This window comes from Pseudoxanthomonas spadix BD-a59 (genome assembly GCF_000233915.3).
GTDB lineage: Bacteria > Pseudomonadota > Gammaproteobacteria > Xanthomonadales > Xanthomonadaceae > Pseudoxanthomonas_A > Pseudoxanthomonas_A spadix.
In genome coordinates this window covers 1,801,847-1,828,347 of sequence record NC_016147.2, presented here as the reverse complement: position 1 = coordinate 1,828,347, position 26,501 = coordinate 1,801,847, and the positions used below count along the sequence as shown (strand labels likewise).

Here is a 26,501-nt window from a genome sequence, read left to right as displayed (position 1 = left end):
GCTGTTTCCCGCGGCCGACCTCCCGATCACCGCGCGCCCCCGGCCTTGGCCAGCGCCGGCAGCAGTTCGGCTTCGATGACGGCCTGATCCAGCGGGCCGACATGCTTCCAGCGCACGATGCCGGCTGCGTCGATCAGGAAGGTCTCCGGCGCCCCGTAGATGCCCCAGTCCAGCGAGGCCCTGCCTTCCACATCGCTGACGATGGTGTCGTAGGGATCGCCGAACTGGTCCAGCCAGCGCAGCGCATCGGCCGGCTCGTCCTTGAGGTCGTAGCCGATCACGCGCACCTTGCCGGTCCTGGCCAAGGCGCTGACGACGGGGTGTTCGACCTGGCATTCCGGGCACCAGCTGCCCCACACGTTGAGCAGGTATGGCCTGCCGCGCAGGGTGGCAAAATCCAGCGTCCTGTCGGGCTGGTGCAGCAACGGCAGCACCGTGGCCGGCGCCGGCCTGCCGATCAGCGTCGAGGGCAGGGCCTGGCGGTCGGGACGGTCCGAGCGCTGGACCGATACCAGCAGCAGCGCGAACACCGCCAGCAGGCACAGCATCCCGATCACCATTGCGGTACGCGAGATGCCGCGTCGTTGCGATGCGGCGCTCATGCCGGCTGCGGCTCCCTGCGGCGGCGGAAGCGGCGGTCGGTGGCAGTGACCAGGCCGCCGAGCGCCATCAGCACCGCGCCGGCCCAGATCCAGCGCACCATCGGCTTGACCTGGATGCGCACCGCCCAGGCACCGTCGCCCAGCGATTCGCCCAGCGCCACGTACACATCGCCCAGCACGCCAGCACGCACCGCCGATTCGGTCATCACCTGGCCGCCGCCGGCATAGGCGCGCTTTTCCGGATGCAGGGTCTGCAGCGGCTCGCCACCACGGCTGAGCTGCACGGTGGCGCGGTCGGCGATGTAGTTGGGGCCCTGGGTTTCGACCACGCCGTCGAAGCTGAATCCGTAATCGGCCACCTCGACGTGCTGTCCGGGCTTGAGCGCCACCTCGCGCTGCACGTTGAGTGCCTCGACCATCAGCGCGCCGATCAGGAACACCGCCAGGCCGAAGTGCGCCAGGCTCATGCCCAGCATCTCGGCGGTCATCCGGCCCTGGGCGCGCAGCCGGCTCCAGACAAAGCGCAGGGTGCCGCCGGCCACCCACAGCGCAGCGACAATCGCCGCGGCAGCCTTCCACTTGCCCTGCGGCGCCAGGAAGAACGCCGCCGCGCCGCCAGCCAGCGCCAGCGCTGCCCATGGCAGCAGCATTGCCATCACCCGCGAGGCTTGTTCGCGCTGCCATTTGAACAGCGGGCCGAACGGCAGCAGCAGCACCAGCGGCGTCATCAGCAGGGTGAACAGCAGGCTGAAATAGGGCGGGCCGACCGAGATCTTGCCCAGCTCCAGCGCATCGGCCAGCAGCGGATACAGCGTGCCCAGCGCGACCATCGCGCAGGCCGCGCCCAGCAGCACGTTGTTGGCCAGCAGCAGGGTCTCGCGCGAGCCGGCGGCGAATGGCGCACCGTCATCGAACTGCGGTGCACGCAGCGCGTAGAGCAGCAGCGAACCGCCGACCACCAGCCCCAGGAAGACCAGCACGAACAGGCCGCGCGTTGGATCGGCGGCGAACGCATGCACGCTGGTCAGCACGCCCGAGCGCACCAGGAAGGTGCCCAGCAGCGACAGCGAGAACGTGGCGATGGCCAGCAGCAGGGTCCAGCCGCGGAAACTGCCGCGCTTCTCGGTCACCGCCTGCGAGTGGATCAGCGCCGCACCGGCCAGCCACGGCATGAAGCTGGCGTTTTCCACCGGGTCCCAGAACCACCAGCCGCCCCAGCCAAGTTCCGAATAGGCCCACCAGCTGCCCAGCGCAATGCCGCCGGTCAAGAACGCCCAGGCCAGGTTGGTCCATGGCCGGGTCCAGCGCAGCCAGCGCGCGTCCACTTCGCCCTCCAGCAGCGCGGCAATGGCGAAGGCGAACGGCACCGCGAAGCCCACGTAGCCCAGGTACAGCAGCGGCGGGTGGATGATCATCCCCGGGTCCTGCAGCAGCGGGTTGAGGTCGCGGCCTTCGGCAACGGCCGGCAGCAGCCGCGCGAACGGATTGGAGGTGAAGATCAGGAACGACAGAAAGCCCACGCTGATGATGCCCATGACCCCCAGCACCCGCGCGACCACCCGCTCCGGCAGCGCCCGCGAGAACTCGGCCACCGCCGCGGTCCACAGCGCCAGCACCAGCGCCCACAGCAGCAGCGAGCCTTCGTGCGAACCCCACACCGCGGTGTAGCGGTACACGATGGGCAGCAGGGAGTTGGAGTTCTCGGCCACGTACTTCACCGAGAAATCCTGGCCGACGAAGGCCGCGGTCAGCACCACGAAGGCCAGCAGCACGCTGGCCAGCTGCGCATAGGCGGCCGGCCGGGCCACCGCCATCCATGCCTGCGTGCCGCGCTGCGCGCCGGCCAGCGGCAGCACGGCCTGTACGCATGACACCAGCAGCGCCAGGATCAGCGCGACCTGACCAAGTTCAGGAAGCATGGGGAAGCCGGGACCCGGGGCCCGGGACCCGGGACCCGGAAGAGCAAGAACAGGAGCGCGAGCCCGGCCACCGCCGCCCTTGATTTTTTCGGGTCCCGGGTCCCGGGTCCCGGGTCCCGGCTCCATCAAGCCTCACCGCGCCGTCTCCACCCGATGCTTCACATGCGCCTTGCCCATCTTGTCGGCCACTTCCCTGGGCATGTAGCTCTCGTCGTGCTTGGCCAGCACTTCGGTGGCGACGAACCGGCGACCCTGCATCGTGCCAGTGGCGATCACTGCCTGGTCCTCGCGGAACAGGTCCGGCAGGATTCCGGTGTAGACCACTGGCAGCTGCGCATCGCCGTCGGTCACCCGGAAGTGCGCATCCAGCGAGCCTTCGCCGCGCTGGAACGAGCCGCGCTCGACCATGCCGCCCAGGCGGAACCGCGCCTGGCCGCCGGCCTGGCCCTTGAGTACCTCCGAAGGCGTGTACAGGTAGGCCACGTTGCGCTGCAGGGCCATGGCCACCAGCGCGGTCGCAAGGCCCGCGGCGGCCACGACCACCAGCACCAGCAGCAGCCGGCGGCGACGGACCGGGTTCATCGCACCAGCTCGGTATCGGCGGCCGGCGCCGGGGCGGGACGCCGGCGGCTGCCGCGCAGGCGCGCATCGCGCAGCAGCCGGCGCACCTGCAGGCGCGGGACCAAGAAGTCCCACAGCAGCACCAGGGCGAATACCGCGTAGGCGGCGATGACGTAGGGCAGGTAGCTCATGGGCTGCTTCCGGCCAGCCTGGTCAGCCAGTCCTTGCCGGCTTCGCGGCGCAGGTTGTCGGCACGGGCGCGCGCCAGCAGCGAGCCGGCGAACCAGAACTTGGTCGCCAGAACCATGATCCACAGCGGCATGATCATGCTGGCGTCCATGCTGGACTGGCCCAGCAGGCGGATGGTCTGGCCCTGGTGCAGCGAATTCCACCACACCACCGAATAGCGGATCACCGGCAGCAGCGCCACCCCGACGATGGCCAGCAGTCCGGCGGCGCGCGCGGCGGCGCGGCGGTCTTCGATGGCGGCATACAGGCCCATCACGCCAAGGTACAGGAACAGCAGGATCAGCTCGGTGGTCAGGCGCGGATCCCAGTCCCACCACGTGCCCCACATCGGCTTGCCCCAGATCGAACCGGTGGCCAGGGTGATGACGGTGAAGGCGGCGCCGATCGGCGCGCAGGCCATCGCCAGGACCTCGCACAGCTTGATCCGCCAGACCAGGGCGATGGCTGCGTACAGCGCCATCAGCCCGAACACGAACAGGCTCATCCAGGCGCTGGGCACGTGGATGTAGAGGATCCGGAAGCTGTCGCCCTGCTGGTAGTCGGCCGGCACCACGAACAGCGCCTGCCACAGCCCGACCCCCAGCAGGACCAGGCCCGCCAGATGGCACCAGGGCGACCAGCGCGCGGCAAACCGGTCGAAATAGGGTGGCGAACCCAGTTGATGGAACCAGCGGACCAGCGGATTCATGTCGGACATCGCATCGCTCGCTGAAAGGGGCCCTGGCGCACGCGGGCACCCGGTGGCACGCACCCTGACGCTGCCGGAGCCGCTATTTTCACCGACTCTCCCGGCCAAGCCAAGCACGCGACACGCTGCCTGCCGCCACCGGCATCAGGGTTTCACGGTCAGGGTGCCCTTCATCAGCGCCGAGTGGCCGGGAAAGCTGCAGAAGAATGAGTACGGGCCTTCGCTCAGCTTGGCCACCGGAATGCTGATCGAGGTGCTCTCACCACCGCCGATCACCTTGCTGTGCGCGATCACCCGGTTGTCGCCCGGTTTGACGTAGTCGGCAGCCAGCCCGGCCTTGACGCCGTCGGTGTTGATCCCCGCCATGTCGCTGCTCTTGGCCACCACTACGTTGTGGCCCATTACATTCTTTGGCAGCTTGCCGACATGCTTGAGATTGATGGTGAAGGCGGTGCAGCTCTTGGGCACCTCGATGTTGGCCATGCTGAATTTCATGGCGTCGTTGCCCTCAAGATCGGCCGAGCAGGTGGCCGCTCCGGCGACAAGCGGGAACGAGGCGAACAGGACGGCGGCGACAAGCGTTTTGCACAACATGCGGGATAACTCCTTGTGGGTCAGCCTGGCAGGAAACGAAGAAAGCCGGACGCGGCCTGCCGAGGGGCAATGGTCCGATCAGGGTGGCAGGCTCGATAGCCATGCCGCAAGCGATTCGATGGTTTGCGCATCCAACCGCTGGGCGACGCCATGCATGATCATATCGTTGGTCGAGTCGAGCAGGGTGCCTTGTTGGAAGGCATTCAGGCGCGACTGCAGGTAGGTGGACTGCTGCCCACGCAGCGCCGGGTACAGGGCATAGGGCGACAGGTGTGCGCCATCGGCCTGTGCGGCCAGCGGGTATCCCAGGGCCTCGGGTCCGTGGCAGCCCTGGCAGGGCGCAATGCCCTTGTCCGGATCGCCGTTCAGGAACAGTCGGCGGCCGGCTTCGGCCAGGGTCGGGTCGACGGTGGCCTGTGGGTCCTGTGCAGCCGGCTGTCGCTGCTGGCTGGCGTAGTACGCCGCCAGGTCGCGCATGTCCTGTTCGCTCAGGCCCGTGGCCAGCGGGGTCATGGGCGATTCGGGCTGGGCGCCGCGTTTGTACTCGACCAGTTCCCAGTACAGGTACTCGGCGCGCTGCCCGGCCAGGTTCGGAAAGATCGCTGTGGTCGCGGTCCCGGTGACCCCATGGCAGGCCGCGCACACCTCCGACTTGGCCTTGCCCGCTGCGGCGTCGCCGTGGATCGGCTCGGGTCGGCGCAGGTCCAGGTAGCGCACCGCCACCGGAGCGGCGGCTGGCTCGGCCTGCGCCTGCGCGCCGGTGGCCGGTACGCCCTGCGCCATCGCCATGGCCGCCACGCAGGCGCAGGCCGCCGCCGTCGCCACGGCCGCGATCCACCGCCGCGGACGCGAGGGCTTCATAGCTGAATCTCCAGCAGCACGCCGACCATGTTGACGCTGTAGTTCTCCGGGCCACCGTCGGTGTAGACGCGATGGTCCATGACCTGCCCATCCTCGAACCCAAGGTAGTGCCAGTCGAAGACGTTGCCGCGCTGGTAGGAGTCGAACAGGCGCAGGCTGAAGTCCCGGGCGATCGGGATGGTCAGGCCGAGGGTCAGCGCATGGGTGCGATAGACCATGGCCGGGAACCGGCCGGTCAGCAGCGGGGCGGCCGTCGGATTGGCCAGGGCGGTCGGCGAGGCATAGCGGTAGCTGGTCAACCCGCGCGAATAGGTCCAGTTCCAGTCGGCGTTGAGCGTGGCCCGGCCGATGCGCCGGCTCAGGTTGGCCCCGGCGTAGTGGTTGCGCTGGCGATCGTGCATCCACCAGCGGTTGGCCTCCGGATAGGTCGCGCCACCCAGGCTGGGATCCGGCAGCAGGACGGCGTCGTTGACGTTGGCGAAATCCAGGGTCGAGCGATCGTAGCCGTACCAGGCGCTGGCCATGGTGGCCGGGTTCGGCTGCCATTCCCATTGCAGGCTGCCGCCGAGGGTGTCGTAGCCCTGGCGTCCGAGGACGGCGTCGTAGTCGTTCCAGTCGCCGCGCACCGAGGCATAGAAGGTCATGTCGCGCGGCGCGGTGAAGGTCGCCATCAGGTCGATCTTGTCCTGGGTCCGTCCGCCGACGTCGTACTTGCGCAGCGCATCGACGGTATGGGCAAAGTCGCCGGTGACCGGCGGCACGTAACCGGGCAAGGATCTGGACATGGTGACTTCGTAGGGGTCGTAATCGTATTCGCTGCCCGTGCGGCGCAGGTGGGTGTAGTTGGCGCGCAAGCTCAGCCAGTCCAGTGCGCGGTTGCTCCAGTTGAGCTTCAGCGAATGATCGCGCGTGGTGGCGACCTCGCGGTGAGTGCGTTCGGTGCGGTCGAAGGTATAGGTGGCGCCGAGCGTGTTCCTGTCGTCGATGCGCCAGTCGCCGCCAAAGGAAATCTCGTTGAGTTCGCGGTCCAGCGGCAGGTTGCGGATCCTGGTCAGCGAAGCGGGACTGGACAGGCGGTCCCAGATGCCGGCCTCGCCGGGAACCACGCTGCCCTGCGAACCATTTTCCGACGGATAGCCCCACTGGCCGGTCAGGGGGTTGTAGGCCCGGTAGGTGCCGTCGTAGTCCTGGCGGTCATACTTGACGTTCGCCCGCCAGGTGAGCGCATCGCTGGGTGCCAGGACCACGCGGGCATCCACCATCTGGGTATTGATGCTCAGGTCCGAGCGCTGCCGCGACAGCGACTGCGTCGTGTTCCAGTTCGCGCAGTCGAACAGCGTGCCCGGGATGCCGGCGATGCCGAACTGGCCCTGGCAGGCCATGGACGGAACCAGCTGGTCGTTCTGGCGCATGGTTCCCAGCGAGGCGGTCAGCGAGGCGGTGCCGTTCCAGGCGACCTTGCGGCTGAAGCTGGTGCGCAGGTGGTGGTAGTCGTTGTCCGGCTCGTACGAGAACGAGCCATCGGTCAGCACCGGTGAGGTCAGGCCCGGCACCACCGGGGTCAGCCCGAACGGCACCTGGTAGTCGAAGCTGCGCTTGGCGTTGCGGAAGAACGAACCGGAGTAGGCGAACTCCATCCGCCACAGGTTGCCGACGAAGCGCGCGCCGCCGTTGAAATTGACCGTGCTGTCGTCGATGGGTCGCGGGGTCTCGTAGGCGCCGCCGTTGTCGGCGAAGGCGAAGTTGAAGAAGAACGGACCGCCGAACGGCCGCGCGCCCTCTCGCGATTCGTGGCTGGCATTGGCGAATACCGCCCAGCGCGTGTTGATGAGGTAGTTGATGCCCACGCCCTGTTTTTCGCGCACCACCGTCAGCAGCCGTTCCGGCTGCGCGGCCGAGACCGCGGCGGCCTGCGCCGGGGTGCTGGCGCCGGGGGTCAGGCCGTCCTTGAGGGTCAGGTGGTTGCTGCCCACCCCATCCCAGATCGAGCGCGCGTTGCCGCTGGTGATGTTCGGCTGGCTGCGTGCGAAGGCCTGCACGCGGTACTTGCCGGCGCGGCCGAAAACGGCGCGCACGTACTGGCTGTCATCGGCCAGGCGGCTGGCGCGCAGGTCGAAGTAGCTGCCGTCGGAGGGCTTCTCGAAGCGCAGGTCCGCACCCAGGTAGGCGCCATCGTCCCAGTTCGAGAATCGCCGCCAGATCATGTTGTTTGCGTCGCCGGAGACGCCCAGGTAACCCAGCGTGAGCGTGCCGCGATACTGCCAGGGGCCCTGGCCCTTGAATTCCGGCCAGGCGATCGGGCAGGCATAGAGGAAGCCGGTCGGCGTACGCTTGCGCTCGCCGTTCAGCCAGCTGGCGCCATCGGGATCGCAGCCGTAGACGGCGGGCCCGCTGCTGGGATCCAGGGCGTTGCCGAACTGGAGGTCGGTGCCCAGCCCGGTGTCCTGGGCCAACGCGCTGGACGCGAGCAACGCCGAGGTCAAGGTGGCCAGTTGCAGGGCGGTATTGCGTTGGCGCTTGCGCATCGCCGCACTCCCCTTACTTGTGGAACCGTGGACCTGCAGGATTGTTGGAGCCGTGGACCTGCGCGTGGCAGGTCACGCACCCGCGCCCCATCAGGCGCTCGTCCGGCGCCATGCCGGTGGCGAGCTGCTGTTCGCTGAACATGTCGTTGGGATGGCGGGTATGCGAATGGCACTGCTGGCACAGCATCGGCACCGGCGCCACCAGCAGCGCGTGTTGATTGGAGCCATGCGGGGTGTGGCAGTTGAGGCAGTTCTCGCGCACCGGCGCGTGCTCGAACAGGAACGGCCCGCGCTTTTCGGCATGGCACTGGTAGCAGGTTTCGTTGACCGTATCGGTCTTCAGCAGCGAGGCGCTGATGGTGCCGTGCGGGTTGTGGCAATCCACGCAGGCCATCTGGCCTTCCGGCAACGGCATGTGCGAGCGCCGGTTGAACTGCTGGCGGATGTCCTTGTGGCAGGTGGCGCAGGTCTCGTTGATCGACTGCTTGGCTTCCAGTCCTTCGGCGGACAACTGCGCCATCGGGTTGTGGCAGTCACTGCAGGACAGCTGGTTGCGCTGGTGGATCGAGCCCAGCCATTGGTCGCGCGGCCCGCCTGCGTGGCAGCCCAGGCAGCTTTCGGTCTGGGTCTTGATCGGCGTGCCGCGGTCCTTGGTGAAGGCGATGATCGCGCCCTCCAGCGACGGGTTCTGCGCGTGCTGGGAGCCTGGCCCATGGCAGGCCTCGCAGGTGGCGGTCGCTGGATTGGCGGCCAGGGCCGCGTTCATGCCCAGGGCATGGGTGGTGTGGGTGAAGTTCTGGTTTTCCTTGGCGTGGCAGGCGGTGCAGGTGGCCTGGCCCACGGGCGTGGCGTCGGGGGCCTGCGGATTGACCGCCACCTTGGCCTGGTCGAACCCGGTCACCTGCGAGAATCCATGCACGGCCGCTGGGTTTTCGGCGCCGAAGTGGGTCGAGGGAAGCTTGACCCTGGCCTGGTCCATGCCGGAGGCGGAGGACGGTGCCACCCACGCCGCGATCGCCAGCGCGCCAGCGGCTGCCACGCACATCATCACCAGCATGAATCGGCGCATCCGTTCCATCCCCGCGCACCTGGCGATGCCGCAACGAGCGGCGGCTGGGCTACGCCGTAAGTGATGTTGGGATGAGGGTCACGCGCGAGCGCCTACAACGTCAAGCTGCAACGCAGCATGAACGACAGATTCCGGGCCGGACCAGCAGCGGCCACCGGTCTCAGTTCAATGCGATCCGGATCGCCGCAGCCGCCGCCAGCGGCGCCAGCACCAGCGCTGCCACCAGGCCGGCGGCCAGCAACAGCAGCGCGCCCACCGGATCGAGCCCCTGCGCGCTGGCCGCCACGCTGCCGGCGCCGAACACCAGGACCGGCACGTACAGCGGCAGGGCCAGCAGTGACAACAGAATGCCGGAGCGAGGCATGCCCACGGTCAGTGCGGCGACCACCGCGCCGAGCAGGCTCAGCAGCGGCGTGCCCAGCAGCAGCGAGGCCATCAGCACCGGCAGTTGCGCGTGCGGCAGCTGCAGCAGCTCGCCCAGCAGCGGGGTCGCCACCACCAGCGGCAGGGCGGTGGTCAGCCAGTGGCTGAGCACGCGCACGGCCACCAGCCAGGCCAGCGGCACCGGTGCCAGGATCCATTGTTCGAGCGAACCGTCCTCGGCATCGCCGCGGAACAGTGTGTCCAGTGCCAGCAGCCCGGCCAGCAGCACCGCCAGCCACAGCACGCCGGCGGCGACCTTTGACAGCAGCTGCGGCGCGCCGCCCAGCGACAGGGCAAACAGCACCACCACCAGCAGCGCGAACAGGGCCGGCTGGAAGGCATCGCCACGGCGGCGCCACATCAGGCGCAGGTCGCGCTTCAACAGCGCCGCGGCCACGCCGGGAAGCGTCACGATGCCGTCCATGACGCTACGTCCCCGCCTCTGGATGGCCCGGCCCCGCCGCCCTTGGCGGGGCGTTCACCGTCGCAGAGGCCGACAGGGTATCCGCCAGGCACGACGGGGCACCCAACTCCAGCATCCGCGTGCGCACCGGTGGCGCCGCATAGGCGCCGTGGGTGGTGACCAATGCCGCGCCGCCGCTGCGCAGGTGCGCGGCGACCATGTGGTTGACCAGGGTGATGCCATCCAGGTCCAGGTTGGCGTAGGGCTCGTCCATCAGCCATAGCGGTGCGGGCGCCAGCCACATGCGCGCCAGCGACAGGCGTTTCTTCTGACCGGCCGAGAGCTGGCGGGCCGGGGTGTCCTCGTAGCCTGCCAGGCCGGTCAGCGCCATGGCCTGGATCGGCTGCTGGTTCGGGCGGCGGCCATGCAGGCCGCACAGGAATTCCAGGTTCTCCAGCGCGCCCAGGTCGCCCTTCAGTGCCGGCAGATGGCCCAGGTAGGCCATCGCCCGGGCACGTGCGGCGCTGGTGGCGGGCACGCCATCGAGCACGATGCGCCCCTGGTCGGCCCGCAGCAGGCCGGCCAGGACCCGCAGCAGGGTGGTCTTGCCGGCGCCATTGCCACCCTGGACCAGCAGTGCCTCGCCGGCGTCGACCTGGAAATCGAGCGGGCCGAACACCGGTTCCTCGTTGCGGCTGAACGCCAGTGCCTGGACGGACAGCAGGGGCGGGCGCGAGGTGTCGGAACTCATCGCGCGCATTGTAGGACGCGATCATCCAGCGCGGCTTGGCGCTGGCTCAGGCGATCCAATCGGTGAACGCGTCATCGGCGTAGTCGTGCGGCTGGGGGTGCTGCATCCGCAGCCGCACCGGCTCGCCTGCGTGCCAGTACACGGTGCCGGCCTGGCCGAAGTCGCGGGCCAGCGCATCGGCCTGCTCGGGCGCGAGGTCCAGGACCAGCCAGCCGTGCTCGATCGCGCCGCCCTGGGCGTTGCAGCCCAGCGCGCGGTGGAAGGTCAGGCCCGATTCCAGCAGCCTGGCCTCCAGCGCCTGGCCGGCTTCCAGGTTGCGGTGCTCGCCGGCGGGCCTGGAATGCGGGTTCCATGCAGTCACGAACTGGAAACTGCGCGCCTCCAGCTGGCGCTCCACGTCGCCGGCTGGCTGGCCGACCTGGAACAGCCATTCCTGCCGGCCTACCGCCACGAAGTAATGCGCGGCCGCATACAGCCTGGCCAGTTCGCCCAGCGTTGGCGGTGTCCGCTCGATGTCCCCTGTCATGGCGCGCATCATGGTCAGTTCGGGACAGGCACGCCATCAGCCGAAGGTCGAGTCGCCGCGCGCGCGCCGAGGTGCGGTGCATTGGCCGGCGGGCGCGGCGCATTGCGTACACTGGCCGGCCCCTCATGAACAGGCCGGATGCCGCTTCCATGCAGCCGCAGACCAAGTTGCCCCGCGTGGGCACCACCATCTTCACCGTGATGTCGCAGCTGGCCAGCGAACACGGCGCGGTCAACCTGGGCCAGGGCTTCCCGGATTTCCCGGTGCCCCAGCGGCTGGTGGACGAGCTGGACAAGGCCATGCGCGCCGGTCACAACCAGTACCCGCCGATGGCCGGCGTGGCGCCACTGCGCCAGGCGATCGCCAACAAGGTCCTGCGCTGCTACGGCGCCCAGGTGAATCCCGATACCGAGATCACCGTGACCAGCGGCGCCACCGAGGCACTGTTCGACGCCATCCACGCGGTGGTGCGCCCGGGCGAGGAAGTGATCGTGCTGGACCCGGCCTACGACAGCTACGAGCCGGCGATCGAGCTGGCCGGGGCCAGGGCGGTGCACGTGGCGCTGGACCGGCAGACCTTCGCGGTGGACTGGGACAGGGTACGCGCGGCGATCACGCCCAGGACCCGGCTGATCATGGTCAACAGCCCGCACAACCCGACCGGGGCAATGTTGGGCAAGGCCGACCTGGAAGCGCTGAGCAGGATCCTGCAGGGCACCGAGATCTTCCTGGTCTCCGACGAGGTCTACGAACACATCGTGTTCGACGGCCGCGCCCACGAATCGGTGTTGCGCTGGCCGGACCTGGCCGCGCGCGCCTTTGTGGTGTCCAGCTTCGGCAAGACCTACCACTGCACCGGCTGGAAGATCGGATACGCGATCGCGCCGCCAGCGCTGACCGCCGAATTCCGCAAGGTTCACCAGTACAACACCTTCACCAGTTTCGCCCCGGCCCAGTACGCCTTTGCCGCGATGCTGGACGCCGAGCCGGAGCATGACGAGCAACTCGGCGCGTTCTACCAGGCCAAGCGCGACCGTTTCCGCGCGCAGCTGCTGGGCACCCGGCTCAAGCCCTTGCCGGTTCCGGGCGGTTATTTCCAGCTGGTGGACTATTCGGCGGTCAGCGACCTGGAGGACATCGCCTTCGTCAAGTGGCTGACCGTCGAGCATGGCGTCACCGCGGTTCCGCTGTCGCCGTTCTACCAGACCCCGCCGCCCGGCCAGCGTCTGGCGCGGCTGTGCTTTGCCAAGAACGCGGCCACGCTGGATGCGGCAATCGAACGACTGGCCAAGCTTTAGATGGAGGCACCCATGCAGGATCTACGCATCGCCCTGGTCCAGGGCGCGACCCGCTGGCACGATCCGGCCGGCAACCGCAGCTATTACGGCGACCTGATCGCCCCGACCGCGGGCAACGCCGACCTGGTGATCCTGCCGGAGACCTTCACCAGCGGCTTCTCCAACGAGGCCATTGACAAGGCCGAAGGCATGGACGGGCCGACCGTGGCCTGGATCGGCGAGCAGGCCGTGCAGTTGAACACCGCGGTCACCGGCAGCGTGCAGCTGCGCACCGACCAGGGTGTGTTCAACCGGCTGCTGTGGGCCACCCCGGACGGCCAGCTGGCCTACTACGACAAGCGCCATCTGTTCCGCTATGCCGGCGAGCACAAGCGCTACGCACCGGGCCGCGAGCGGCTGAGCGTGGAATGGAAGGGCTGGCGGATCAACCCGCAGGTCTGCTACGACCTGCGCTTCCCGGTGTTCTGCCGCAACCGCTTTGATGTGGAGCGTCCGGGCCAGCTGGATTTCGACCTGCAGCTGTTCGTGGCCAACTGGCCTTCGCCGCGCCGCTATGCCTGGCAGACGCTGTTGCGCGCGCGGGCGATCGAGAACCTGTGCGTGGTGGCGGCGGTCAACCGGGTCGGCACCGACGGCAACGGCCATCGGTATTGCGGCGACAGCGTGGTGCTCGATGCGCTGGGCCAGCCGCTGGCCGAAGCCGACGGGTCCGAAGGCATCACCTACGCGGCGGTCTCGGCCGAAGCACTGCGTGCGCATCGCGAGCACTTCCCGGCGATGCTGGATGCCGACCGCTTCGAGCTGCGCTAAGACGCGTCCGGTTCTCCCCCCGCGTGTGGGGGAGAAGATGCCCGCAGGGCAGATGAGGGGGCGTAGGCAGCGTTCAACGGTAGCCGGCGGCCTGCAGTTCGAACAGTTCGGCGTAGCGGCCACCTGCGGCCAGCAGGCTTTCATGGGTGCCCACCGCCTCGATCCGGCCCAGGTGCAGGACCAGGATGCGGTCGGCCATGCGCACCGACGAAAACCGATGCGAGATCAGCACCGCGGTGCGCTGCGCGGACAGCTCGCGGAAGCGCTGGAACACCTCGAACTCGCTGCGCGCGTCCAGCGCGGCGGTGGGTTCGTCCAGGATCATCACCTGCGCCCGGCGCATGTAGGCGCGGGCGATGGCGACCTTCTGCCACTGGCCGCCGGACAGGTCCACGCCGGTCTTGAAGCGGCGCCCGATCAACTGGTCGTAACCGGCCGGAAGGGCCTGGATCACCTGGTCGGCCAGCGCGCTGTGCGCGGCCTGGCGGATGCGCGCGGTGTCGTCCATCGCCTCGATCCGGCCCACCCCGATGTTCTCGCCGGCGGTCAGGTAATAGCGCACGAAGTCCTGGAAGATCACGCCGATGTTGGCGCGCAGTTCGTCCAGGTCGTAATCACGCAGGTCGCGCCCGTCCAGCAGGATCCGGCCCTCGTCCGGGTCGTACAGGCGCGCCAGCAGCTTGACCAGGGTGGTCTTGCCGGCGCCGTTCTCGCCGACCAGGGCCAGCACTTCGCCGGCCTTGAGTTCGAAATCCAGATGGCGCACGGCCCAGTGCTGGGCATCGGGGTAACGGAAGCCGACGTTCTCGAACACGAAGCCCTGCCGGATCGGCATGGGAAACGGCGCAGGCGAAGCCGGCGAGACGATTTCCGGCTGGATGGCGAAGAACGAGAACAGATCGTCCAGGTACAGCGCCTGGCCGGCCACCTGCGAGAACCCGACCAGCAGGCCTTCCAGCAGTTGGCGCAGGCGCAGGAAGCTGCCGGCCAGGAAGGTCAGGTCGCCGATCGAAAAATCGCCCTTGACCGTGCGCCAGGCGATGTAGGCATAGGCCACGTAGTAGCCCAGCGATCCCAGCCCGGCCAGGGCCGTGCCCCAGATCGCGCGGCGCTTGGCCAGTACCCGGTTGGCGTCGAACAGCTTCAGTGAGAGGGTGCGATAGCGGTCGATCAGGAAGCGGTGCAGGTTGAATATCTTCACCTCCTTGGCCGTTTCCACGCTGGCGCCGGTCTGGCGCACGTATTCCAGCTGGCGGCGTTCGGGCGTCCACTGGAAATTGAGCGAATAGCCCAGCGCGCTGAAGTGCGCCTCGCCGATGAAGGCCGGCACCAGCGCCACCATCAGCAGCACGATCAGCCATGGCGCGTAGGCCAGCAGGCCGATGCCGAAGCTGACCACGGTGATCGCATCCTGGACCTGGCCGAACAGCTGGCTGAGCAGGTTCATCCGGCCCATGGTCTGGCGCCGCGCACGGTCCAGCTTGTCCTGCAGGTCCGGGTCTTCGAAATCCTCCAGGTCCAGGGTGGCGGCATGTTCCATCAAGCGGATGCTGGTGGCGTTGGTGAACAGCTCCGACAGCAGCGTGTCGGCATAGCTGATCAGCCGGCCGAGCAGGTCCGAGCCGATCGCCAGGGCGAATTCCAGCAGCAGCAGCTCGGCCAGCCTGGAGAGCTGGCCACTGGCCAGCGCCTGGCTCAGAGAGTCGAAACCCGGGCCGGCGCCGACCAGACGCACGGTCTCATCGATGATCAGCTTGCCGACATACAGCGTCGCCACCGGCAGCAGCGCCTTGACCAGGCGCAGGCCCAGGCTGCCCACGGTCAGCCACGGGCTGGTGGACCACACCATGCGCAGGAACGGCGGCAGGTTGCGCATCGCCTCGAAGCGCTCGCGCAGGCTGGGACTCTTGCCGGTTCGCGCGGCCGCAGAAGGGGATGCCATGGCCCTCATTGTGCCTTGTGTCCCGTTCTGCCGGTCTCAGCGGTGAACGCCGGCGCACCCGCGCGATGTCGTCCACGCCTGTTGCAGCCACGGACCGGGTCCTTCGCACCCAAGCGCTCCGGCCGTGTAGGGCGGGTCTCGACCCGCCATTGCGGTACATCACCCCGCACGCATCCGTGCCGAAGCCGACAAGGCCGTAGGCGGGGGTCTCGACTCGCCACCGCCCTTGTCACCATCCGCTCCACCTCCACGCGAACCGGCCGGGCGGCAACGGGCGCACGGCATTGGCCGTGGATGGCGGGTCAAGACCCGCCATAAAGAAGCCGGCGCGATGGCCGGCTTCTTCGTCTCGCACGCAAGCAAGCGCGCAGGGGTCAATGGTCAGTCGTGGGCGCCGCCCGGGCCGTGCACGTGGCCGTGGCTGAGCTCGTCAGCGGTCGGTTCGCGCACCCCGGCCACTTCCACGGCAAAGTGCAGGGTGCGGCCGGCCAGCGGATGGTTGCCGTCGATGGTGACCTCGGCCTCGCCGACCTCGGTGACCATGACCACCAGCGGGCCGCGGTCGCCATGGGCTTCGAACTGCATGCCGGGGCTGATGTCGGCGCCTTCGGGGAACGCCGCGCGCGCGACCTGCTGGACCAGCTGTTCGTGGCGCGGGCCGTAGGCCAGCTCCGGCGGCACCTCGGCGGTCAGTGTGTCACCGGGCTGCTTGCCGGTCAGCGCCTGCTCCAGGCCGGGCACGATGTTGCCGGCGCCATGCAGGTAGCTCAGTGGCGCATCGGGCGCGGACTTGTCGATGACGATGCCATCGTCGTCGGTCAGGGTGTAATGAATGGTGGCGACGCGGCCGTCCATGATCTCCATGGGAAACCTCCGTTGAAAGTTGACAGTGAGGGATACGCCGGCAGCTTCACGACGCGGATTGCAATTGCCGCACTACCTTAGGCAAAGGCCAGCGCCGATACAACCATGCAAGGCATTGGCGTCGTCGCGCATTCAGTTGCTCTTGCCGGTCCGATACACGGCGCCGATGCTGCAGGCCGCCGCGCCCAGGCCGCCATCGGCGAGCCCTGCGGGCGCGCAGTGGGCACGGCGGCAGCCGGACTTCAGCCGGCAGGCCACGATGAAGCTCCAGAAGTACAGCTCACGCCCGTAGCCGAACGGATGGGTCGGGTCGGGCTGCTTTTCCGAACGGTGCAGGCCGTAGAGCAGCAGCAGTTCGTTGACGGTGTCCACCAGCGAGTGCACGCCTTCGCTGAGCATCGCCGAGCTTCCGGAAAAACCGGCCGCGACGAACTTGGCGATGGCGATGGCCAGGTTGCCGGCCAGTGCGGCGTAAACGACAAGGCGTGGGCCGGAGGGTCCGGCCATGGATCAAGGCGGAGAGGCGAGGGCAGCTGTCATCTTGGTCAGGCTGGCGTCCGCACCACGTGAGATATGCAGGTGCTCTCGTCGCGCCCGCGCCTGGCGACCCCGATCGCTACGGCGGCGGCTACAATCGCATGCCCTGTCCCGACCGATACCCATGTCCGATCCAATCGCCTGCCCGCAATGCACGCTGCCCAACACCTATGCCGATGGCGCGCTGATGGTCTGCGCGGACTGTGGCTTCGAGTGGGCGGCGCAGACGCCGGCCGAGCCCTCGGTGGTCGTGCGCGACAGCAACGGCAACGTGCTGGTCCAGGGCGATACGGTCGTGGTGATCAAGGACCTCAAGGTCAAGGGGTCATCGATCCCGCTCAAGCAGGGGACCATGATCCGCGGCATCCGCCTGGTCACGGGCGACGCCGAACACATCGAAGGCCACTCGGACAAGATCAAGGGCCTGGTGCTCAAGACCTGCTTCCTGCGCAGGGCCTGAGCGCTGCGCTTCAACCCGGCGACGGCAGCGGATCGAGTAGCGGCACATGCCTCCACCGGTCGAGTTCACGAACGCGCACGCATGCGCCGTGGCAGGTGATGGCGCCGGGCCACGCCGCCCGGTGCCGAGCGTGCTCCAGACCTGGTTTTCGCATCACCGACGCCGCAAGCCCGTTAGCCGGACTGAGCGACCACTACCGGCGGGCGGCGCGCAACGCACACAACAAAGGCCGCTCGTGCGGCCTTTGTTGTGTCTGCCACGGCAGGCGCGATCAAGCGCCTTCCTGGTTGTCGACCTTTTTCAGCACGCGGGTATTGCCGAGCACTTCGACCCGGCCACCTGCCTTGCGGAAGGCTTCCAGGTCGGCCTTGATGCGCTCGTGGGTCAGCGCGCCACCTTTCTCATTGCCGCTCTTGCCTTTGCTGGCCATGGTCATCTTGGAACTGGTACGGGGCATTGGAATCTCCTGGGTCAGTACATCGTCAAGGGAATACCGCGGCGCAGCTGGTCGTGGTGGACCTGCCGGATGTCGCGGCAGTACGGGGCGCCCATCACGAAGCGGCGGCACACTTCCGGCCGGCTTGCGTAGATGGTGCAGCCCATGTCGGGGCCGACCGCCACGCACCAGCCTTCTTCGTCGCGAGCCATCACGCGCAGTCCTTCGTGCGTGTGGGTGGTCAGGTGGGCCGGCACCCGGTCGTCGACATCCAGCACGACGGTCAGGCGGCAGCAGATCGCGTCGCAGGCATCGCACTGCACCGACGGATCGCGGTCGCTGTCGGCATCGGAGCTCACGCCTGGCCGCCGACGCCGCGCTGGTAGTGCAACAGCTGCGCCTGGCGCTTGCGGCCCGGTGCCGACGGCAGCCGCGGCGTGCTCAGGACAAACCCATGCGCGGCCAGATCACGGGCGAATACCCCGGCATGGCCGCGCGCCGGGTCGCTGATGACGATCTCGCACGCCGGCCGCGCCAGCGAAGGCAGCAGTGCCGCCAGGGCCAGCGTCGGCCCGCGCTCGTACAGCACGTCGCTGCCGATGATCAGGTCGAAGCGGCCCATGCCTGCGCGGCCCGTGGCCCAGTCCATGCGCCGGTACGGCACCGCGGCCAGATCGTTCAGGGCAGCGTTGTAGGCCAGGAACACTTCGGCCAACGGATGGTGGTCGCTGGCCACCACCTGCGCACCGCGCCGGCTCAGCACCAGGCTGGCCAGGCCCAGGCCGCAACCCAGTTCCAGCACGCGCTTGCCAGCCACTTCGTGGATCTGCATGGCATCTGCGAGCACCAGCCCAGCCGGCCAGACGTGGCCGAACAGGCTCCACTGGGCCGATGAAATGCCGGCCTCGGCGGCCGACGCGTCAGGGTCCGCGTACTGCTGCAGGTCGCTCAGGGCACGGATACGGAAATGCTGGTCGCCAAAGGCGTAATCGCTGATCTGGGTCTGATAGCCCGACACGGGCACTCCCGCTGGGATCCATCAGCATGCACTGACTGACGGACCGGATGAAACCGGATAAAAAGAGAGCGAGAGACGGGCGCCTGCTTGGCCGGACGAAACGCGCGCGGAGTTGCGTGGAACGTGTGCATGATAGCACAAGTGTTCCACAGACCCTTCACCGCAGATGAAGGGCGTGCAGGGCGTGCTCGGCCGTGCCCGGCTCGGTCAGCCGGCAGTGGACAGTTCCAGCGGCGGATAGTCGATGTAGCCCTCGGCGCCGCCGCCATACAGCGTGTCCGGGTTGAAACTGGCCAGCGGCGCGTCCAGGCGCAGGCGGGTGACCAGATCCGGGTTGGCGATGAAGGGGCGGCCGAAGGCGACCGCATCGGCCCTTCCTTCGCTCAATGCGGCCACCGCCATGGCCTTGTCGTAGCCGTTGTTGACCACCCACGGGCCGCTGAACCTGGACTTGAGCGCGACGTAGTCGAAAGGGATGTCGTCGCGGGGACCGCCGGTCGCGCCCTCGATCACGTGGACGAAAGCCAGGCCGCCGATCGCCTCCAGGCGCTCGACTGCGCGTTCGAACAAGGGCTGCGGGTTGGAATCGTGCGCATCGTTGGCCGGGGTCACTGGCGAGAGGCGCACGCCGGTGCGGCCGGCGCCGATTTCCTCGGCGACTGCGCCGACCACTTCGGCCAGCAGGCGGGTGCGGTTTTCGATGCTGCCACCGTATTCATCGGTGCGGTGGTTGCTGCCGTCGCGCAGGAACTGGTCGATCAGATAGCCGTTGGCTGCATGCACTTCCACGCCGTCAAAGCCGGCGCCGATGGCGTTGCGCGCGGCGGTGCGGTAGTCGGCGATCAGCTGCGGGATCTCCTCCAATCTCAGGGCGCGCGGCTGGGAGACCTGTTCCATGCCGTTGGCAGTAAAGGTCTGTGCGTTGGCGCCGATGGCGCTGGGAGCGACCGGAACTTCGCCTGCGGGCAGCAGGCTCACATGCGAGATCCGGCCCACGTGCCACAGCTGCAGCGCGATCTTGCCGCCGGCAGCGTGGACTGCGTCGGTGACAGCCTTCCAGCCTGCGACCTGGGCCTGGCTGTAGATGCCCGGCGTGTTCAGGTAGCCCTGGCCGAGTGGATTGATCTGGGTGGCCTCGGCAATGATCAGGCCAGCGCTAGCACGCTGGCGGTAGTACTCGATGGCCAGCGGCGTGGGCACGCAGCCTTCGATGGCCCGATTGCGGGTGAGCGGTGCCATCACTACGCGGTTGGCCAGAGCGATGTCGCCCAGCGTGGTGGGGGAGAACAGGATGCTGGCGTCAGTCATGGAGTATCTCGAAGGTGGGGGTCCGAAGGCCGCGATGATGCCTGCCGCAGCGTTGCCGTCGGGTGCAAGGCCGGCCCACCATTGGAACGCTGCGTCCAGCAGGGTGCGCTGGCGCGCGCGCATGCGCACTGGCGCTAACTGGTGGCAGCGCGCGGGTGTCGTGCGCGGCCACCGACTCGATCGCTTTAATCCCGCCGGCCTGAAGCGGTGCCGACGATGGAGCTTGCGTCGGTCATCGCCGGCTCCCTGCCGGTCACCCCCCAGTCGGCAAGCGCTTGTTCGGTGTGTTCGCCGGCATATGGCGCGGGACCTCCCGGTTCAGTGGCGGTGCGGCTGAAGCGCGGCGCCGGCGCCGGGTGCGTGATGCCATCACGCTCGATGAAGGTGTTGCGTGCGGCGTTGTGCGGATGGTGGGGGGCTTCGTCCAGATCGAGTACCGGTGCAAAGCACACGTCGCTGCCTTCCATCAGCGCGCACCACTGATCGCGGGTCTTTCCACGAAACGCCTGGGCCAGCTTCTGTTTGAGTGCCGGCCAGACGGCGGTGTCGAACTGCGGCGCGAATGCCGGGTCGTTGATCTCGAGCTTGTCGAGCAACAGCTTGTAGAACTGCGGTTCGACCGAGCCGATCGAGATCCATTTGCCGTCCGCGCACTGATAGGTATCGTAGAAATGCGCGCCGCCGTCGAGCAGGTTGGATTGCCGCGCGTTGTTCCACATCCCCATCGCCTTGAACTCGTACACGATCGATGCCATCAGCGCGGCACCGTCGGTAATGGCGGCATCAACCACCTGGCCCTGCCCGGAGCGCTGGGTTTCCAGCAGGGCGCTGACAATGCCCAGCGCCAGCATCATCCCGCCGCCGCCGATATCGCCGATCATTGCCGGCGGCGCCACCGGCCCACTGTCGGCACGTCCAATGGCATGCAAGGCGCCGCTGATGGCGATGTAATTGATGTCATGGCCGGCGGCCTGGCTGAGCGGACCATCCTGCCCCCAGCCTGTGACGCGCCCGTAGACCAGACGCGGGTTGCGCGCATGGCACGGTTCGGGACCGATGCCGAGACGTTCCATCACCCCGGGCCTGAACCCTTCGATCAAGGCATCGGCCGATTCGACCAGTTGCAGGAAAGTTGCGACACCTTGCGCACACTTGAGGTCAAGCGCCAACGAGCGCCGCCCGCGGTTGAGAACGCTGCTGCGGCCCGGTTTCAAGAATTCGCCGTCGCGGTCCTTGCCGACCTCATCCAGCCTGTCGATACGCAGGATCTGGGCGCCCATGTCCGCCAGCATCATTGCGCAGAAGGGCCCTGGGCCAATGCCGGCGACTTCCAGAATTTTTAAGCCTTGCAACGGCCCTGCCATCAAGCAATCCTCTGTTGCAGGCAAGTCGGCCGGTGCGCCGGCGGACAGGCCCATCGGCGTCAACGGCCGGGTTCGGCGCCACCCATGTCTGGTCCCGCCACGACGGCGTCGCCCGGTCTGGCTTCATTCAAAAGCGCATAAACGAAGTCGTCGGCCAGGCGCCGCAACTGTTCCGGTGTCGGATTGCGAACCCAGTGAATGGTCCAGTTGAGCGCGCCGACCGCATTCCTGCGGAAGAGCGCGGTGTCGGTGGCGATCAATCCCTCGCTCTTGACTTCCTGGAGCACGCTCAGCCAGACATTGCGATAAGTCTGGCTAAGCGCTTCCAGCGGCAGCCGTTTTTCAGGCGAGATCTGGCGCCATTCGCGCAGCCAGACCTTGTGCGCATAGCTGTACTCGGAATGCAGCGCTTCCAGATGGCCGGATATCAGCGCATGCAGGCGCTCGCGCGGGGTGCGCGCGCCGTCCAGCTTCCTTGCGACCACTTGCAGGCCTTCGGTCATGCCGCCTTCCAGCACCGCGAACAGCACATCTTCCTTGGTCGCGAAGTGATAGAAGAAGCTGCCTGAAGTAATCCCGACCGCATGGGTGATGTCGCGCACGCTGGCGCCCTGATAACCCTTCTCCTCGAACAACTTTCCGGCCGCACGAATCAACTGGTGATACCGGGTCAGCGGCTGGCGCTCCTGTACCTCGCCGGATGCCGGCGCTCTACGCTCCTGTCGCTTCGCACTTATCGTTTTAGCCAATTGATTGCCTCTTTCCTGTTGTGGCAAGCGTCCACGACCAAACACAAACAAGCCAAGTGCCCCAGTACCCATCAGGGACTCACGGCCACCATTGCTGCACCTTCCCTTAAGTTTCTGGACACATTGCAGGTTGCACCGCAATCTTCCGCTTCAGGAAATCCACATCCAATCGGGTGCGTACATGGAACAGGTGATACGAACGCGCATCCCTCACGCTTCTCCATCGAGAACGCGTGACGTACGCAGGAACTGGTCCTTTGTACGCCACTCGGAGGTCAGCCCGATCGCAAGATGCGCGCTGTCAAGATCAAGCTTCGTCTTCGGCAAAGAAATCGCTGACCAGACGGTTGAATCGGGCCGTATGCTCGATCTGTGTCCAGTGTCCGCACTGACCAAACACGTGCAGTTGGGATTTCTGGATCAGCTCAAATAACCTGTAGGAACTCGACAGCGGGATGACCCTGTCCTCGCGTCCATGGATGATCAACGCCTGCTGCGGCAATGCACTGATGCTGGATTCCGGACTGGCCAACAAATCGACGCTGCGCTGGCGCGGCGCCGGAAACATCTGCGAGTACGCTTCCTGGCAGCCGGGCCGGATGCTGGCTTCGTAGCGCATGCGAGCCAGCTCATCGTTGACCAGCGAGCGGTCGTAGGCAAAGATATCGAGCATCTGGCGCATGGCGTCCTGCGAAGGCGTGTAGCCCCAGACGCGGTCCAGCCCTTCGGTGATCGGAAAGGAGAGGCCGGCGCTTCCCATCAGCACCAGCCGGCCCACGCGCTGCGGCGCACGAATCGCAAGCGCCAACGCCAGCGCGCCGCCGAAGGAATTGCCGATCACATGCGCCTTGTCGATCTCGAGGGCATCCAGGAAGCCGAGCACATGGCTGACCCAGGTGTCCATGTTGTAGTGCACGCCCTGCGGCCGCTCGGTGTAGCCGAATCCGACCATGTCCGGCGCCAGCACGCGAAAGCGCGAAGCCAGCGCCGGGATCGTCAAGCGCCAATTGGCCCAGGCCGTGACGCCGGGCCCCGAGCCGTGAATCAGCACCACCGGCGTACCGCTGCCCTGGTCGTGATAGTTGGTCTGGATGCCGTTGGCAGAAATCGATTTGCCGACTTCCGGATTGGTGCTCATGCTTTGTCTCCTCAGTCTCAGGTCGCTTGAACCGGTTGTGCTCGCACGCCGGCGTCATCCGCCCCGGCGCGGGATCATTTCGTTCGATGTTGCAATGAAGCCCGGCGCGAGCCTGCGCCAGGCCGAGGGCGCTGTGTCAGCGGCCCAAATCCTTTGCGCTGACGCCGGCGATTCCCCAGTTTTCCTTGGGTACGTCGTGAATCCAGACGCGCACGTTTTCCTTTGGCGCGCCCAGCGCTTCTGTCAGCGCGAGTGTGACCTTTTCAATCACGGCCCGCTTTTGTTGCTCGGTGCGGCCTTCCAGCAAATACACTTGCGCGAACGGCATGATCAATTCCTTCCCAATGAAAGCTAGACAAAGCGCATGCCGACACTGCCCATGCCTTGCACGCGCAGGGTGACGGCGTCGCCCGGTTGGACCGCAACCGCTTCGGTGATGCCGCCGGACAGGATCAGCGTTCCGGCGGGGAGTTCCTCACCGCGCGCACCTAGATGGTTGGCCAGCATCGCGATCGCCGCTGCGGGGTGGCCGAGCACCGCAGCGCCGGCCCCGAATGCCACTTGCTTGCCGTTCTTCTCGAGCACGATGCCCACGGTGCGCAGATCGACTTCACTGGCTGGCACGGCCTGGCCACCGACCACGAAGCGTGCGGCCGAGGTGTTGTCTGCGATCACGCTTTTCAGGTCGAAATTGAAATCCCGATAACGCGAATCGATGACTTCGATGCCCGGCAAGACAAAGTCGGTGGCCGCCAGGACGGCGCCGATGTGGCATCCAGGCCCCTTCAAGGCGCGCTTGGTGACGAAGGCGATCTCAGGCTCGATTTTGGGATGAATCAGGTCGGACACCTTGCACTCGCCGCCTTCCGGCACGGCATAGTAGTCGGCCATGAAGCCGAACACCGGGGTTTCCACGCCCATCTGTTTCATCTTGGCGTGCGAGGTCAACCCCGCTTTGAGCCCGACAATCCTGTTGCCGCGCGCGATCTTGCGGCGGCGGATCTCATCCTGGATCGCATAGGCATCTTCCCAATCCATCTCGGGATGATCGTTGGTGATCTTCAGCGTGTCCTTCGCCTTCAGCTCGCAGTCTTCGAGATGGGCAGCGAGCTTTGCGATAGTGTCCTGGTCAAGCATCATGGTGCATTCTCCTGAGCGCGTTTGTCAGCTGAACCGGACCGAGCAACTGCCCAGGCCACCGATTGTGACGCGAAAGTTGTCGCCGGCCTTTGCCGGGAACATCGCGGCAAGCGCGCCGGACAGGATCACCTCACCGGCTTTCAATGGAATCCCCAGGCGGCCCATGGTATTGGCCAGCCATGCCACGGCGTTGAGCGGGGAGCCCAGGGCAGCGGCGCCAGCGCCGGTTGCGATGATCTCGCCGTTCCTTTCAAGCACCATGCCGCACAGCGACAGGTCGAGCTTGCGCGGATCGACCGCCTTGTCACCGAGCACGAACACCCCGCAGGATGCGTTGTCGGCCACCGTGTCCTGGATCTTGATTTTCCAGTCGCGGATGCGCGAGTCGACAATTTCGAAGCATGGCATCACGCATTCGGTGGCAGCCAGCACGTCGGCGTTTGAGATGCCGGGACCCATCAGATCCTTTTTCAGGATGAAGGCGATTTCGCCCTCGGCCTTGGGCTGGATCAGGGTGCCGATATCGATCGCCTCGCCCTCGTTGTAGATCATGCCGTCAAGCATGTAGCCGAAGTCCGGCTGGAACACGCCCAGCATGTTCATCACCGCATGTGAGGTGACCCCGATCTTCTTGCCGACGATGCTCTCGCCCGCCTGCAGTCGGCGTTCAATCATCCGCTGCTGGATCTGATAGGCGTCCTCGATGGTGATTTCCGGATGGCGGGTGGTCAGCGGCTCGCACATGCTGCGGGTCATCAGCGCCTGGTAAAGCTCATCGCCGAGCGATGTAATCAGTGTCTTGTCCATGGTCACAGTTTGATGCACACGTTTTTCAGTTCGGTATAAAACTCCAGCGAATGCACTCCGCCTTCGCGGCCGATACCGGATTGCTTGGCGCCGCCGAAGGGCGTGCGCAGATCGCGCAGGAACCAGGAATTGACCCAGACGATACCGGCCTCGATCGCCGCTGCCATTCGGTGCGTGCGCTGCAGGTTGGTGGTCCAAATTGCGGAGGCCAACCCGTACGGATTGTCATTGGCGCGCCGGATCACTTCGTCCTCGCTGTCAAAGGGAGCGATGTGGCAGCATGGGCCAAAGATTTCTTCGCGCACCACCGCGGCCGTATCCGACAAGCCGGTCCAGATCGTCGGCTCTACCCACGAGCCGCCCTTGAGCGCATCGGGCATGTCCGGAATGCCACCGCCGGTCACCAACGTGGCACCTTCCTCCAGCGCCTTCGCGTAATACGACAGCACCTTGTTGCGATGCTCCTGGGAGATCAGCGGCCCGAGGCCACTCGATGGATCGGTAGGCGCGCCCGGTTTCATTTTCTCCACCGCTTCTTTCAAGCGGTTGACGAAGGTCTCGAAGATCGGTCGTTCCACGTAGATGCGTTCGGTGCCCAGACAAACCTGTCCGCAATTGGCGAACGTGGAGCGGATCGTGCCGGCAATGGCCTCATCCATGTCGCAATCGGCAAACACGATCGCCGCGTTCTTGCCGCCCATTTCCAGCGAGACTGGTCTTGCTCCGTCGGCCGCAGCCTTCATGATCGCCGCGCCGGTGCGGGTTTCGCCGGTGAAGGTGATGGCGCCGACCTGCGGATGGGTGGTGAGGAATTCGCCGGCAGCATCCGGGCCGAAGCCATTGACCACGTTGAAGACACCCTTCGGCACGCCGACCTTGTTCATCACGTCGCCGAGCAGGGCGGCCGCCTGCGGCGTTTCTTCCGATGGCTTGACAACGACCGTATTGCCGCATGCCATGGCCGGGCCGAGTTTCCAGGTCATCAACAGAAACGGCAGGTTCCACGGACAAATCACCGCGACCACCCCGACCGGGCGACGCAGCGAGTAATTCAATGCCCCGCGTCCGTCGGGCGTGGCCATCTCGAAGAACTCGCTGGGTACATTCTTCACCACGTCGGCGAACACCTTGAAATTGGCCGCGCCGCGTGGCACGTCAACATGCCGCACGAAATGCTCGGGCTGCCCCATGTCGGTGATTTCTGCCTCGACGAAATCCTCGAAGCGACGCGTGATTTCATCGGCCACCGCGTACAGCATTTCCGAGCGCTCCGCGACTGCCAGTTTGCTCCATGGGCCATGCAGCGCTTCACGCGCCGCGCGCACGGCAGCATCGACTTCACCACGCCCGGCCTCGCTGACGCGTGCAATGATCTGGCCGTCGTAGGGTGCTGTCTTGTTGAACCACTTGCCGGTGCTGACGTACTCACCGTTGATGAAATTCAAGACTTCTTTCACTT

28 protein-coding genes and 1 pseudogene are annotated in these 26,501 nt (G+C 66.8%); 3 read left to right on the top strand and 26 right to left on the bottom strand.

All coding sequences use genetic code 11. The features are described from left to right. Positions 1 to 26: 26 nt before the first annotated feature. The 12 genes from DSC_RS08165 to DSC_RS08110 all read right to left on the bottom strand — a co-directional run bounded on the left by DSC_RS08165 (position 27) and on the right by DSC_RS08110 (position 11,171). Positions 27 to 602 carry a DsbE family thiol:disulfide interchange protein gene (locus DSC_RS08165; protein WP_043290485.1) on the bottom strand — a complete coding sequence of 192 codons (576 nt, stop codon included), beginning with the start codon at positions 600 to 602 and terminating at the stop codon, positions 27 to 29. Continuing rightward, entirely contained in the window at positions 599 to 2,521 is a 1,923-nt protein-coding gene (locus DSC_RS08160; protein WP_014160684.1) for a heme lyase CcmF/NrfE family subunit, read from the bottom strand. The genes DSC_RS08165 and DSC_RS08160 overlap by 4 nt, the downstream gene beginning before the upstream one ends. A gap of 132 nt (positions 2,522 to 2,653) precedes the next feature. Then, the gene (ccmE, locus tag DSC_RS08155) at positions 2,654 to 3,103 is read right to left on the bottom strand and encodes a cytochrome c maturation protein CcmE (protein WP_014160683.1); all 450 of its coding nucleotides are present in this window, start codon (positions 3,101 to 3,103) and stop codon (positions 2,654 to 2,656) included. Next, on the bottom strand, positions 3,100 to 3,273 hold the full coding sequence (ccmD, locus tag DSC_RS08150) for a heme exporter protein CcmD (RefSeq protein WP_014160682.1): 174 nt from the start codon (positions 3,271 to 3,273) through the stop codon (positions 3,100 to 3,102). The genes ccmE and ccmD overlap by 4 nt, the downstream gene beginning before the upstream one ends. Further along, complete coding sequence (gene ccmC / locus DSC_RS08145; protein WP_014160681.1) at positions 3,270 to 4,019, bottom strand: heme ABC transporter permease CcmC; 750 nt, start codon at positions 4,017 to 4,019, stop codon at positions 3,270 to 3,272. The genes ccmD and ccmC overlap by 4 nt, the downstream gene beginning before the upstream one ends. Before the next feature lie 144 nt (positions 4,020 to 4,163). Beyond that, complete coding sequence (gene azu, locus DSC_RS08140; protein WP_014160680.1) at positions 4,164 to 4,613, bottom strand: azurin; 450 nt, start codon at positions 4,611 to 4,613, stop codon at positions 4,164 to 4,166. 78 nt (positions 4,614 to 4,691) lie between these two features. Beyond that, entirely contained in the window at positions 4,692 to 5,474 is a 783-nt protein-coding gene (locus DSC_RS08135; RefSeq protein ID WP_014160679.1) for a c-type cytochrome, read from the bottom strand. After that, complete coding sequence (locus DSC_RS08130) at positions 5,471 to 7,999, bottom strand: MtrB/PioB family outer membrane beta-barrel protein (RefSeq protein WP_014160678.1); 2,529 nt, start codon at positions 7,997 to 7,999, stop codon at positions 5,471 to 5,473. Before DSC_RS08130 ends, DSC_RS08135 begins: the two co-directional genes overlap by 4 nt. A gap of 13 nt (positions 8,000 to 8,012) precedes the next feature. Beyond that, positions 8,013 to 9,068 (bottom strand): DmsE family decaheme c-type cytochrome, encoded by a 1,056-nt coding sequence (locus DSC_RS08125; RefSeq protein WP_238527630.1) that lies wholly within the window; start codon positions 9,066 to 9,068, stop codon positions 8,013 to 8,015. A 160-nt stretch (positions 9,069 to 9,228) separates the two neighbouring features. Continuing rightward, complete coding sequence (gene ccmB / locus DSC_RS08120) at positions 9,229 to 9,915, bottom strand: heme exporter protein CcmB (RefSeq protein WP_014160676.1); 687 nt, start codon at positions 9,913 to 9,915, stop codon at positions 9,229 to 9,231. Between the two features lie 4 nt (positions 9,916 to 9,919). Beyond that, the gene (ccmA, locus tag DSC_RS08115) at positions 9,920 to 10,645 is read right to left on the bottom strand and encodes a heme ABC exporter ATP-binding protein CcmA (protein WP_014160675.1); all 726 of its coding nucleotides are present in this window, start codon (positions 10,643 to 10,645) and stop codon (positions 9,920 to 9,922) included. A 46-nt stretch (positions 10,646 to 10,691) separates the two neighbouring features. Beyond that, positions 10,692 to 11,171: a DUF3293 domain-containing protein gene (locus DSC_RS08110; protein ID WP_014160674.1), complete on the bottom strand. Its 480-nt coding sequence runs from the start codon at positions 11,169 to 11,171 to the stop codon at positions 10,692 to 10,694. A 149-nt stretch (positions 11,172 to 11,320) separates the two neighbouring features. On the opposite strand from DSC_RS08110, the gene DSC_RS08105 reads away from it, so the two are divergent. Both DSC_RS08105 and DSC_RS08100 read left to right on the top strand, forming a co-directional pair. Further along, positions 11,321 to 12,469 (top strand): pyridoxal phosphate-dependent aminotransferase, encoded by a 1,149-nt coding sequence (locus DSC_RS08105; RefSeq protein ID WP_014160673.1) that lies wholly within the window; start codon positions 11,321 to 11,323, stop codon positions 12,467 to 12,469. Positions 12,470 to 12,481: 12 nt separating this feature from the next. Beyond that, positions 12,482 to 13,279: an amidohydrolase gene (locus tag DSC_RS08100; RefSeq protein ID WP_014160672.1), complete on the top strand. Its 798-nt coding sequence runs from the start codon at positions 12,482 to 12,484 to the stop codon at positions 13,277 to 13,279. A gap of 73 nt (positions 13,280 to 13,352) precedes the next feature. On the opposite strand, the gene DSC_RS08095 is transcribed toward DSC_RS08100, so the two are convergent. The 3 genes and pseudogenes from DSC_RS08095 to DSC_RS08085 form a co-directional block, all read right to left on the bottom strand. Then, the gene (locus DSC_RS08095) at positions 13,353 to 15,230 is read right to left on the bottom strand and encodes an ABC transporter ATP-binding protein (protein ID WP_043290484.1); all 1,878 of its coding nucleotides are present in this window, start codon (positions 15,228 to 15,230) and stop codon (positions 13,353 to 13,355) included. Between the two features lie 372 nt (positions 15,231 to 15,602). Then, complete coding sequence (locus DSC_RS08090; protein WP_014160670.1) at positions 15,603 to 16,085, bottom strand: FKBP-type peptidyl-prolyl cis-trans isomerase; 483 nt, start codon at positions 16,083 to 16,085, stop codon at positions 15,603 to 15,605. Positions 16,086 to 16,337: 252 nt separating this feature from the next. Further along, positions 16,338 to 16,592 (bottom strand): annotated as a pseudogene (locus DSC_RS08085) (cation diffusion facilitator family transporter); the annotation flags it as partial. A gap of 154 nt (positions 16,593 to 16,746) precedes the next feature. Between DSC_RS08085 and DSC_RS08080 the strand changes: the two are divergent. After that, a complete protein-coding gene (locus DSC_RS08080; protein WP_014160668.1) occupies positions 16,747 to 17,082 on the top strand; it encodes a zinc ribbon domain-containing protein YjdM in 336 nt (111 codons plus the stop codon). A gap of 271 nt (positions 17,083 to 17,353) precedes the next feature. Here DSC_RS08080 and DSC_RS08075 read toward each other — a convergent pair whose 3' ends face one another. The 11 genes from DSC_RS08075 to DSC_RS08025 form a co-directional block, all read right to left on the bottom strand. Continuing rightward, positions 17,354 to 17,539 carry a hypothetical protein gene (locus DSC_RS08075; RefSeq protein WP_014160667.1) on the bottom strand — a complete coding sequence of 62 codons (186 nt, stop codon included), beginning with the start codon at positions 17,537 to 17,539 and terminating at the stop codon, positions 17,354 to 17,356. 14 nt (positions 17,540 to 17,553) lie between these two features. Continuing rightward, complete coding sequence (locus DSC_RS08070) at positions 17,554 to 17,877, bottom strand: YkgJ family cysteine cluster protein (RefSeq protein WP_014160666.1); 324 nt, start codon at positions 17,875 to 17,877, stop codon at positions 17,554 to 17,556. Next, positions 17,874 to 18,536 (bottom strand): class I SAM-dependent methyltransferase, encoded by a 663-nt coding sequence (locus DSC_RS08065; protein WP_083833512.1) that lies wholly within the window; start codon positions 18,534 to 18,536, stop codon positions 17,874 to 17,876. Before DSC_RS08065 ends, DSC_RS08070 begins: the two co-directional genes overlap by 4 nt. A 207-nt stretch (positions 18,537 to 18,743) precedes the next feature. Continuing rightward, positions 18,744 to 19,844, bottom strand: coding sequence for an alkene reductase (locus DSC_RS08060; protein WP_043291123.1), 1,101 nt, complete (start codon positions 19,842 to 19,844; stop codon positions 18,744 to 18,746). 185 nt (positions 19,845 to 20,029) lie between these two features. Next, complete coding sequence (locus DSC_RS08055; RefSeq protein ID WP_238527629.1) at positions 20,030 to 21,262, bottom strand: CaiB/BaiF CoA transferase family protein; 1,233 nt, start codon at positions 21,260 to 21,262, stop codon at positions 20,030 to 20,032. A 5-nt stretch (positions 21,263 to 21,267) separates the two neighbouring features. After that, positions 21,268 to 22,029: a TetR/AcrR family transcriptional regulator gene (locus DSC_RS08050; protein WP_083833511.1), complete on the bottom strand. Its 762-nt coding sequence runs from the start codon at positions 22,027 to 22,029 to the stop codon at positions 21,268 to 21,270. A gap of 235 nt (positions 22,030 to 22,264) precedes the next feature. Next, entirely contained in the window at positions 22,265 to 23,095 is an 831-nt protein-coding gene (locus tag DSC_RS08045) for an alpha/beta fold hydrolase (RefSeq protein ID WP_014160661.1), read from the bottom strand. Positions 23,096 to 23,231: 136 nt separating this feature from the next. After that, positions 23,232 to 23,423 carry a 2-hydroxymuconate tautomerase gene (locus DSC_RS08040; protein WP_014160660.1) on the bottom strand — a complete coding sequence of 64 codons (192 nt, stop codon included), beginning with the start codon at positions 23,421 to 23,423 and terminating at the stop codon, positions 23,232 to 23,234. Positions 23,424 to 23,446: 23 nt separating this feature from the next. After that, positions 23,447 to 24,235 (bottom strand): 2-oxo-3-hexenedioate decarboxylase, encoded by a 789-nt coding sequence (dmpH, locus tag DSC_RS08035; RefSeq protein WP_014160659.1) that lies wholly within the window; start codon positions 24,233 to 24,235, stop codon positions 23,447 to 23,449. A gap of 24 nt (positions 24,236 to 24,259) precedes the next feature. After that, positions 24,260 to 25,042, bottom strand: a complete 783-nt coding sequence (gene dmpE, locus DSC_RS08030; protein WP_014160658.1) for a 2-oxopent-4-enoate hydratase — start codon at positions 25,040 to 25,042, stop codon at positions 24,260 to 24,262. Positions 25,043 to 25,044: 2 nt separating this feature from the next. Beyond that, a complete protein-coding gene (locus DSC_RS08025) occupies positions 25,045 to 26,499 on the bottom strand; it encodes a 2-hydroxymuconic semialdehyde dehydrogenase (protein ID WP_014160657.1) in 1,455 nt (484 codons plus the stop codon). Between the last annotated feature and the right edge of the window lie 2 nt (positions 26,500 to 26,501).

What these genes read in the sequence shown, in the direction of transcription:
- ccmD (WP_014160682.1), bottom strand. Translation starts at nt 3,273, where the DNA reads ATGAGCTACCTGCCCTACGTCATCGCCGCCTACGCGGTATTCGCCCTG.
- dmpH (WP_014160659.1), bottom strand. Translation starts at nt 24,235, where the DNA reads ATGATGCTTGACCAGGACACTATCGCAAAGCTCGCTGCCCATCTCGAA.
- DSC_RS08160 (WP_014160684.1), bottom strand. Translation starts at nt 2,521, where the DNA reads ATGCTTCCTGAACTTGGTCAGGTCGCGCTGATCCTGGCGCTGCTGGTG.
- ccmE (WP_014160683.1), bottom strand. Translation starts at nt 3,103, where the DNA reads ATGAACCCGGTCCGTCGCCGCCGGCTGCTGCTGGTGCTGGTGGTCGTG.
- ccmA (WP_014160675.1), bottom strand. Translation starts at nt 10,645, where the DNA reads ATGAGTTCCGACACCTCGCGCCCGCCCCTGCTGTCCGTCCAGGCACTG.
- DSC_RS08105 (WP_014160673.1), top strand. Translation starts at nt 11,321, where the DNA reads ATGCAGCCGCAGACCAAGTTGCCCCGCGTGGGCACCACCATCTTCACC.
- ccmB (WP_014160676.1), bottom strand. Translation starts at nt 9,915, where the DNA reads ATGGACGGCATCGTGACGCTTCCCGGCGTGGCCGCGGCGCTGTTGAAG.
- DSC_RS08135 (WP_014160679.1), bottom strand. Translation starts at nt 5,474, where the DNA reads ATGAAGCCCTCGCGTCCGCGGCGGTGGATCGCGGCCGTGGCGACGGCG.
- DSC_RS08045 (WP_014160661.1), bottom strand. Translation starts at nt 23,095, where the DNA reads ATGAGCACCAATCCGGAAGTCGGCAAATCGATTTCTGCCAACGGCATC.
- ccmC (WP_014160681.1), bottom strand. Translation starts at nt 4,019, where the DNA reads ATGAATCCGCTGGTCCGCTGGTTCCATCAACTGGGTTCGCCACCCTAT.
- DSC_RS08125 (WP_238527630.1), bottom strand. Translation starts at nt 9,068, where the DNA reads ATGCGCCGATTCATGCTGGTGATGATGTGCGTGGCAGCCGCTGGCGCG.
- azu (WP_014160680.1), bottom strand. Translation starts at nt 4,613, where the DNA reads ATGTTGTGCAAAACGCTTGTCGCCGCCGTCCTGTTCGCCTCGTTCCCG.
- DSC_RS08075 (WP_014160667.1), bottom strand. Translation starts at nt 17,539, where the DNA reads ATGCCCCGTACCAGTTCCAAGATGACCATGGCCAGCAAAGGCAAGAGC.
- DSC_RS08165 (WP_043290485.1), bottom strand. Translation starts at nt 602, where the DNA reads ATGAGCGCCGCATCGCAACGACGCGGCATCTCGCGTACCGCAATGGTG.
- DSC_RS08110 (WP_014160674.1), bottom strand. Translation starts at nt 11,171, where the DNA reads ATGACAGGGGACATCGAGCGGACACCGCCAACGCTGGGCGAACTGGCC.
- DSC_RS08095 (WP_043290484.1), bottom strand. Translation starts at nt 15,230, where the DNA reads ATGAGGGCCATGGCATCCCCTTCTGCGGCCGCGCGAACCGGCAAGAGT.
- DSC_RS08090 (WP_014160670.1), bottom strand. Translation starts at nt 16,085, where the DNA reads ATGGAGATCATGGACGGCCGCGTCGCCACCATTCATTACACCCTGACC.
- DSC_RS08040 (WP_014160660.1), bottom strand. Translation starts at nt 23,423, where the DNA reads ATGCCGTTCGCGCAAGTGTATTTGCTGGAAGGCCGCACCGAGCAACAA.
- DSC_RS08050 (WP_083833511.1), bottom strand. Translation starts at nt 22,029, where the DNA reads ATGGGTACTGGGGCACTTGGCTTGTTTGTGTTTGGTCGTGGACGCTTG.
- dmpE (WP_014160658.1), bottom strand. Translation starts at nt 25,042, where the DNA reads ATGGACAAGACACTGATTACATCGCTCGGCGATGAGCTTTACCAGGCG.
- DSC_RS08130 (WP_014160678.1), bottom strand. Translation starts at nt 7,999, where the DNA reads ATGCGCAAGCGCCAACGCAATACCGCCCTGCAACTGGCCACCTTGACC.
- DSC_RS08060 (WP_043291123.1), bottom strand. Translation starts at nt 19,844, where the DNA reads ATGACTGACGCCAGCATCCTGTTCTCCCCCACCACGCTGGGCGACATC.
- DSC_RS08080 (WP_014160668.1), top strand. Translation starts at nt 16,747, where the DNA reads ATGTCCGATCCAATCGCCTGCCCGCAATGCACGCTGCCCAACACCTAT.
- DSC_RS08100 (WP_014160672.1), top strand. Translation starts at nt 12,482, where the DNA reads ATGCAGGATCTACGCATCGCCCTGGTCCAGGGCGCGACCCGCTGGCAC.
- DSC_RS08055 (WP_238527629.1), bottom strand. Translation starts at nt 21,262, where the DNA reads ATGGGCCTGTCCGCCGGCGCACCGGCCGACTTGCCTGCAACAGAGGAT.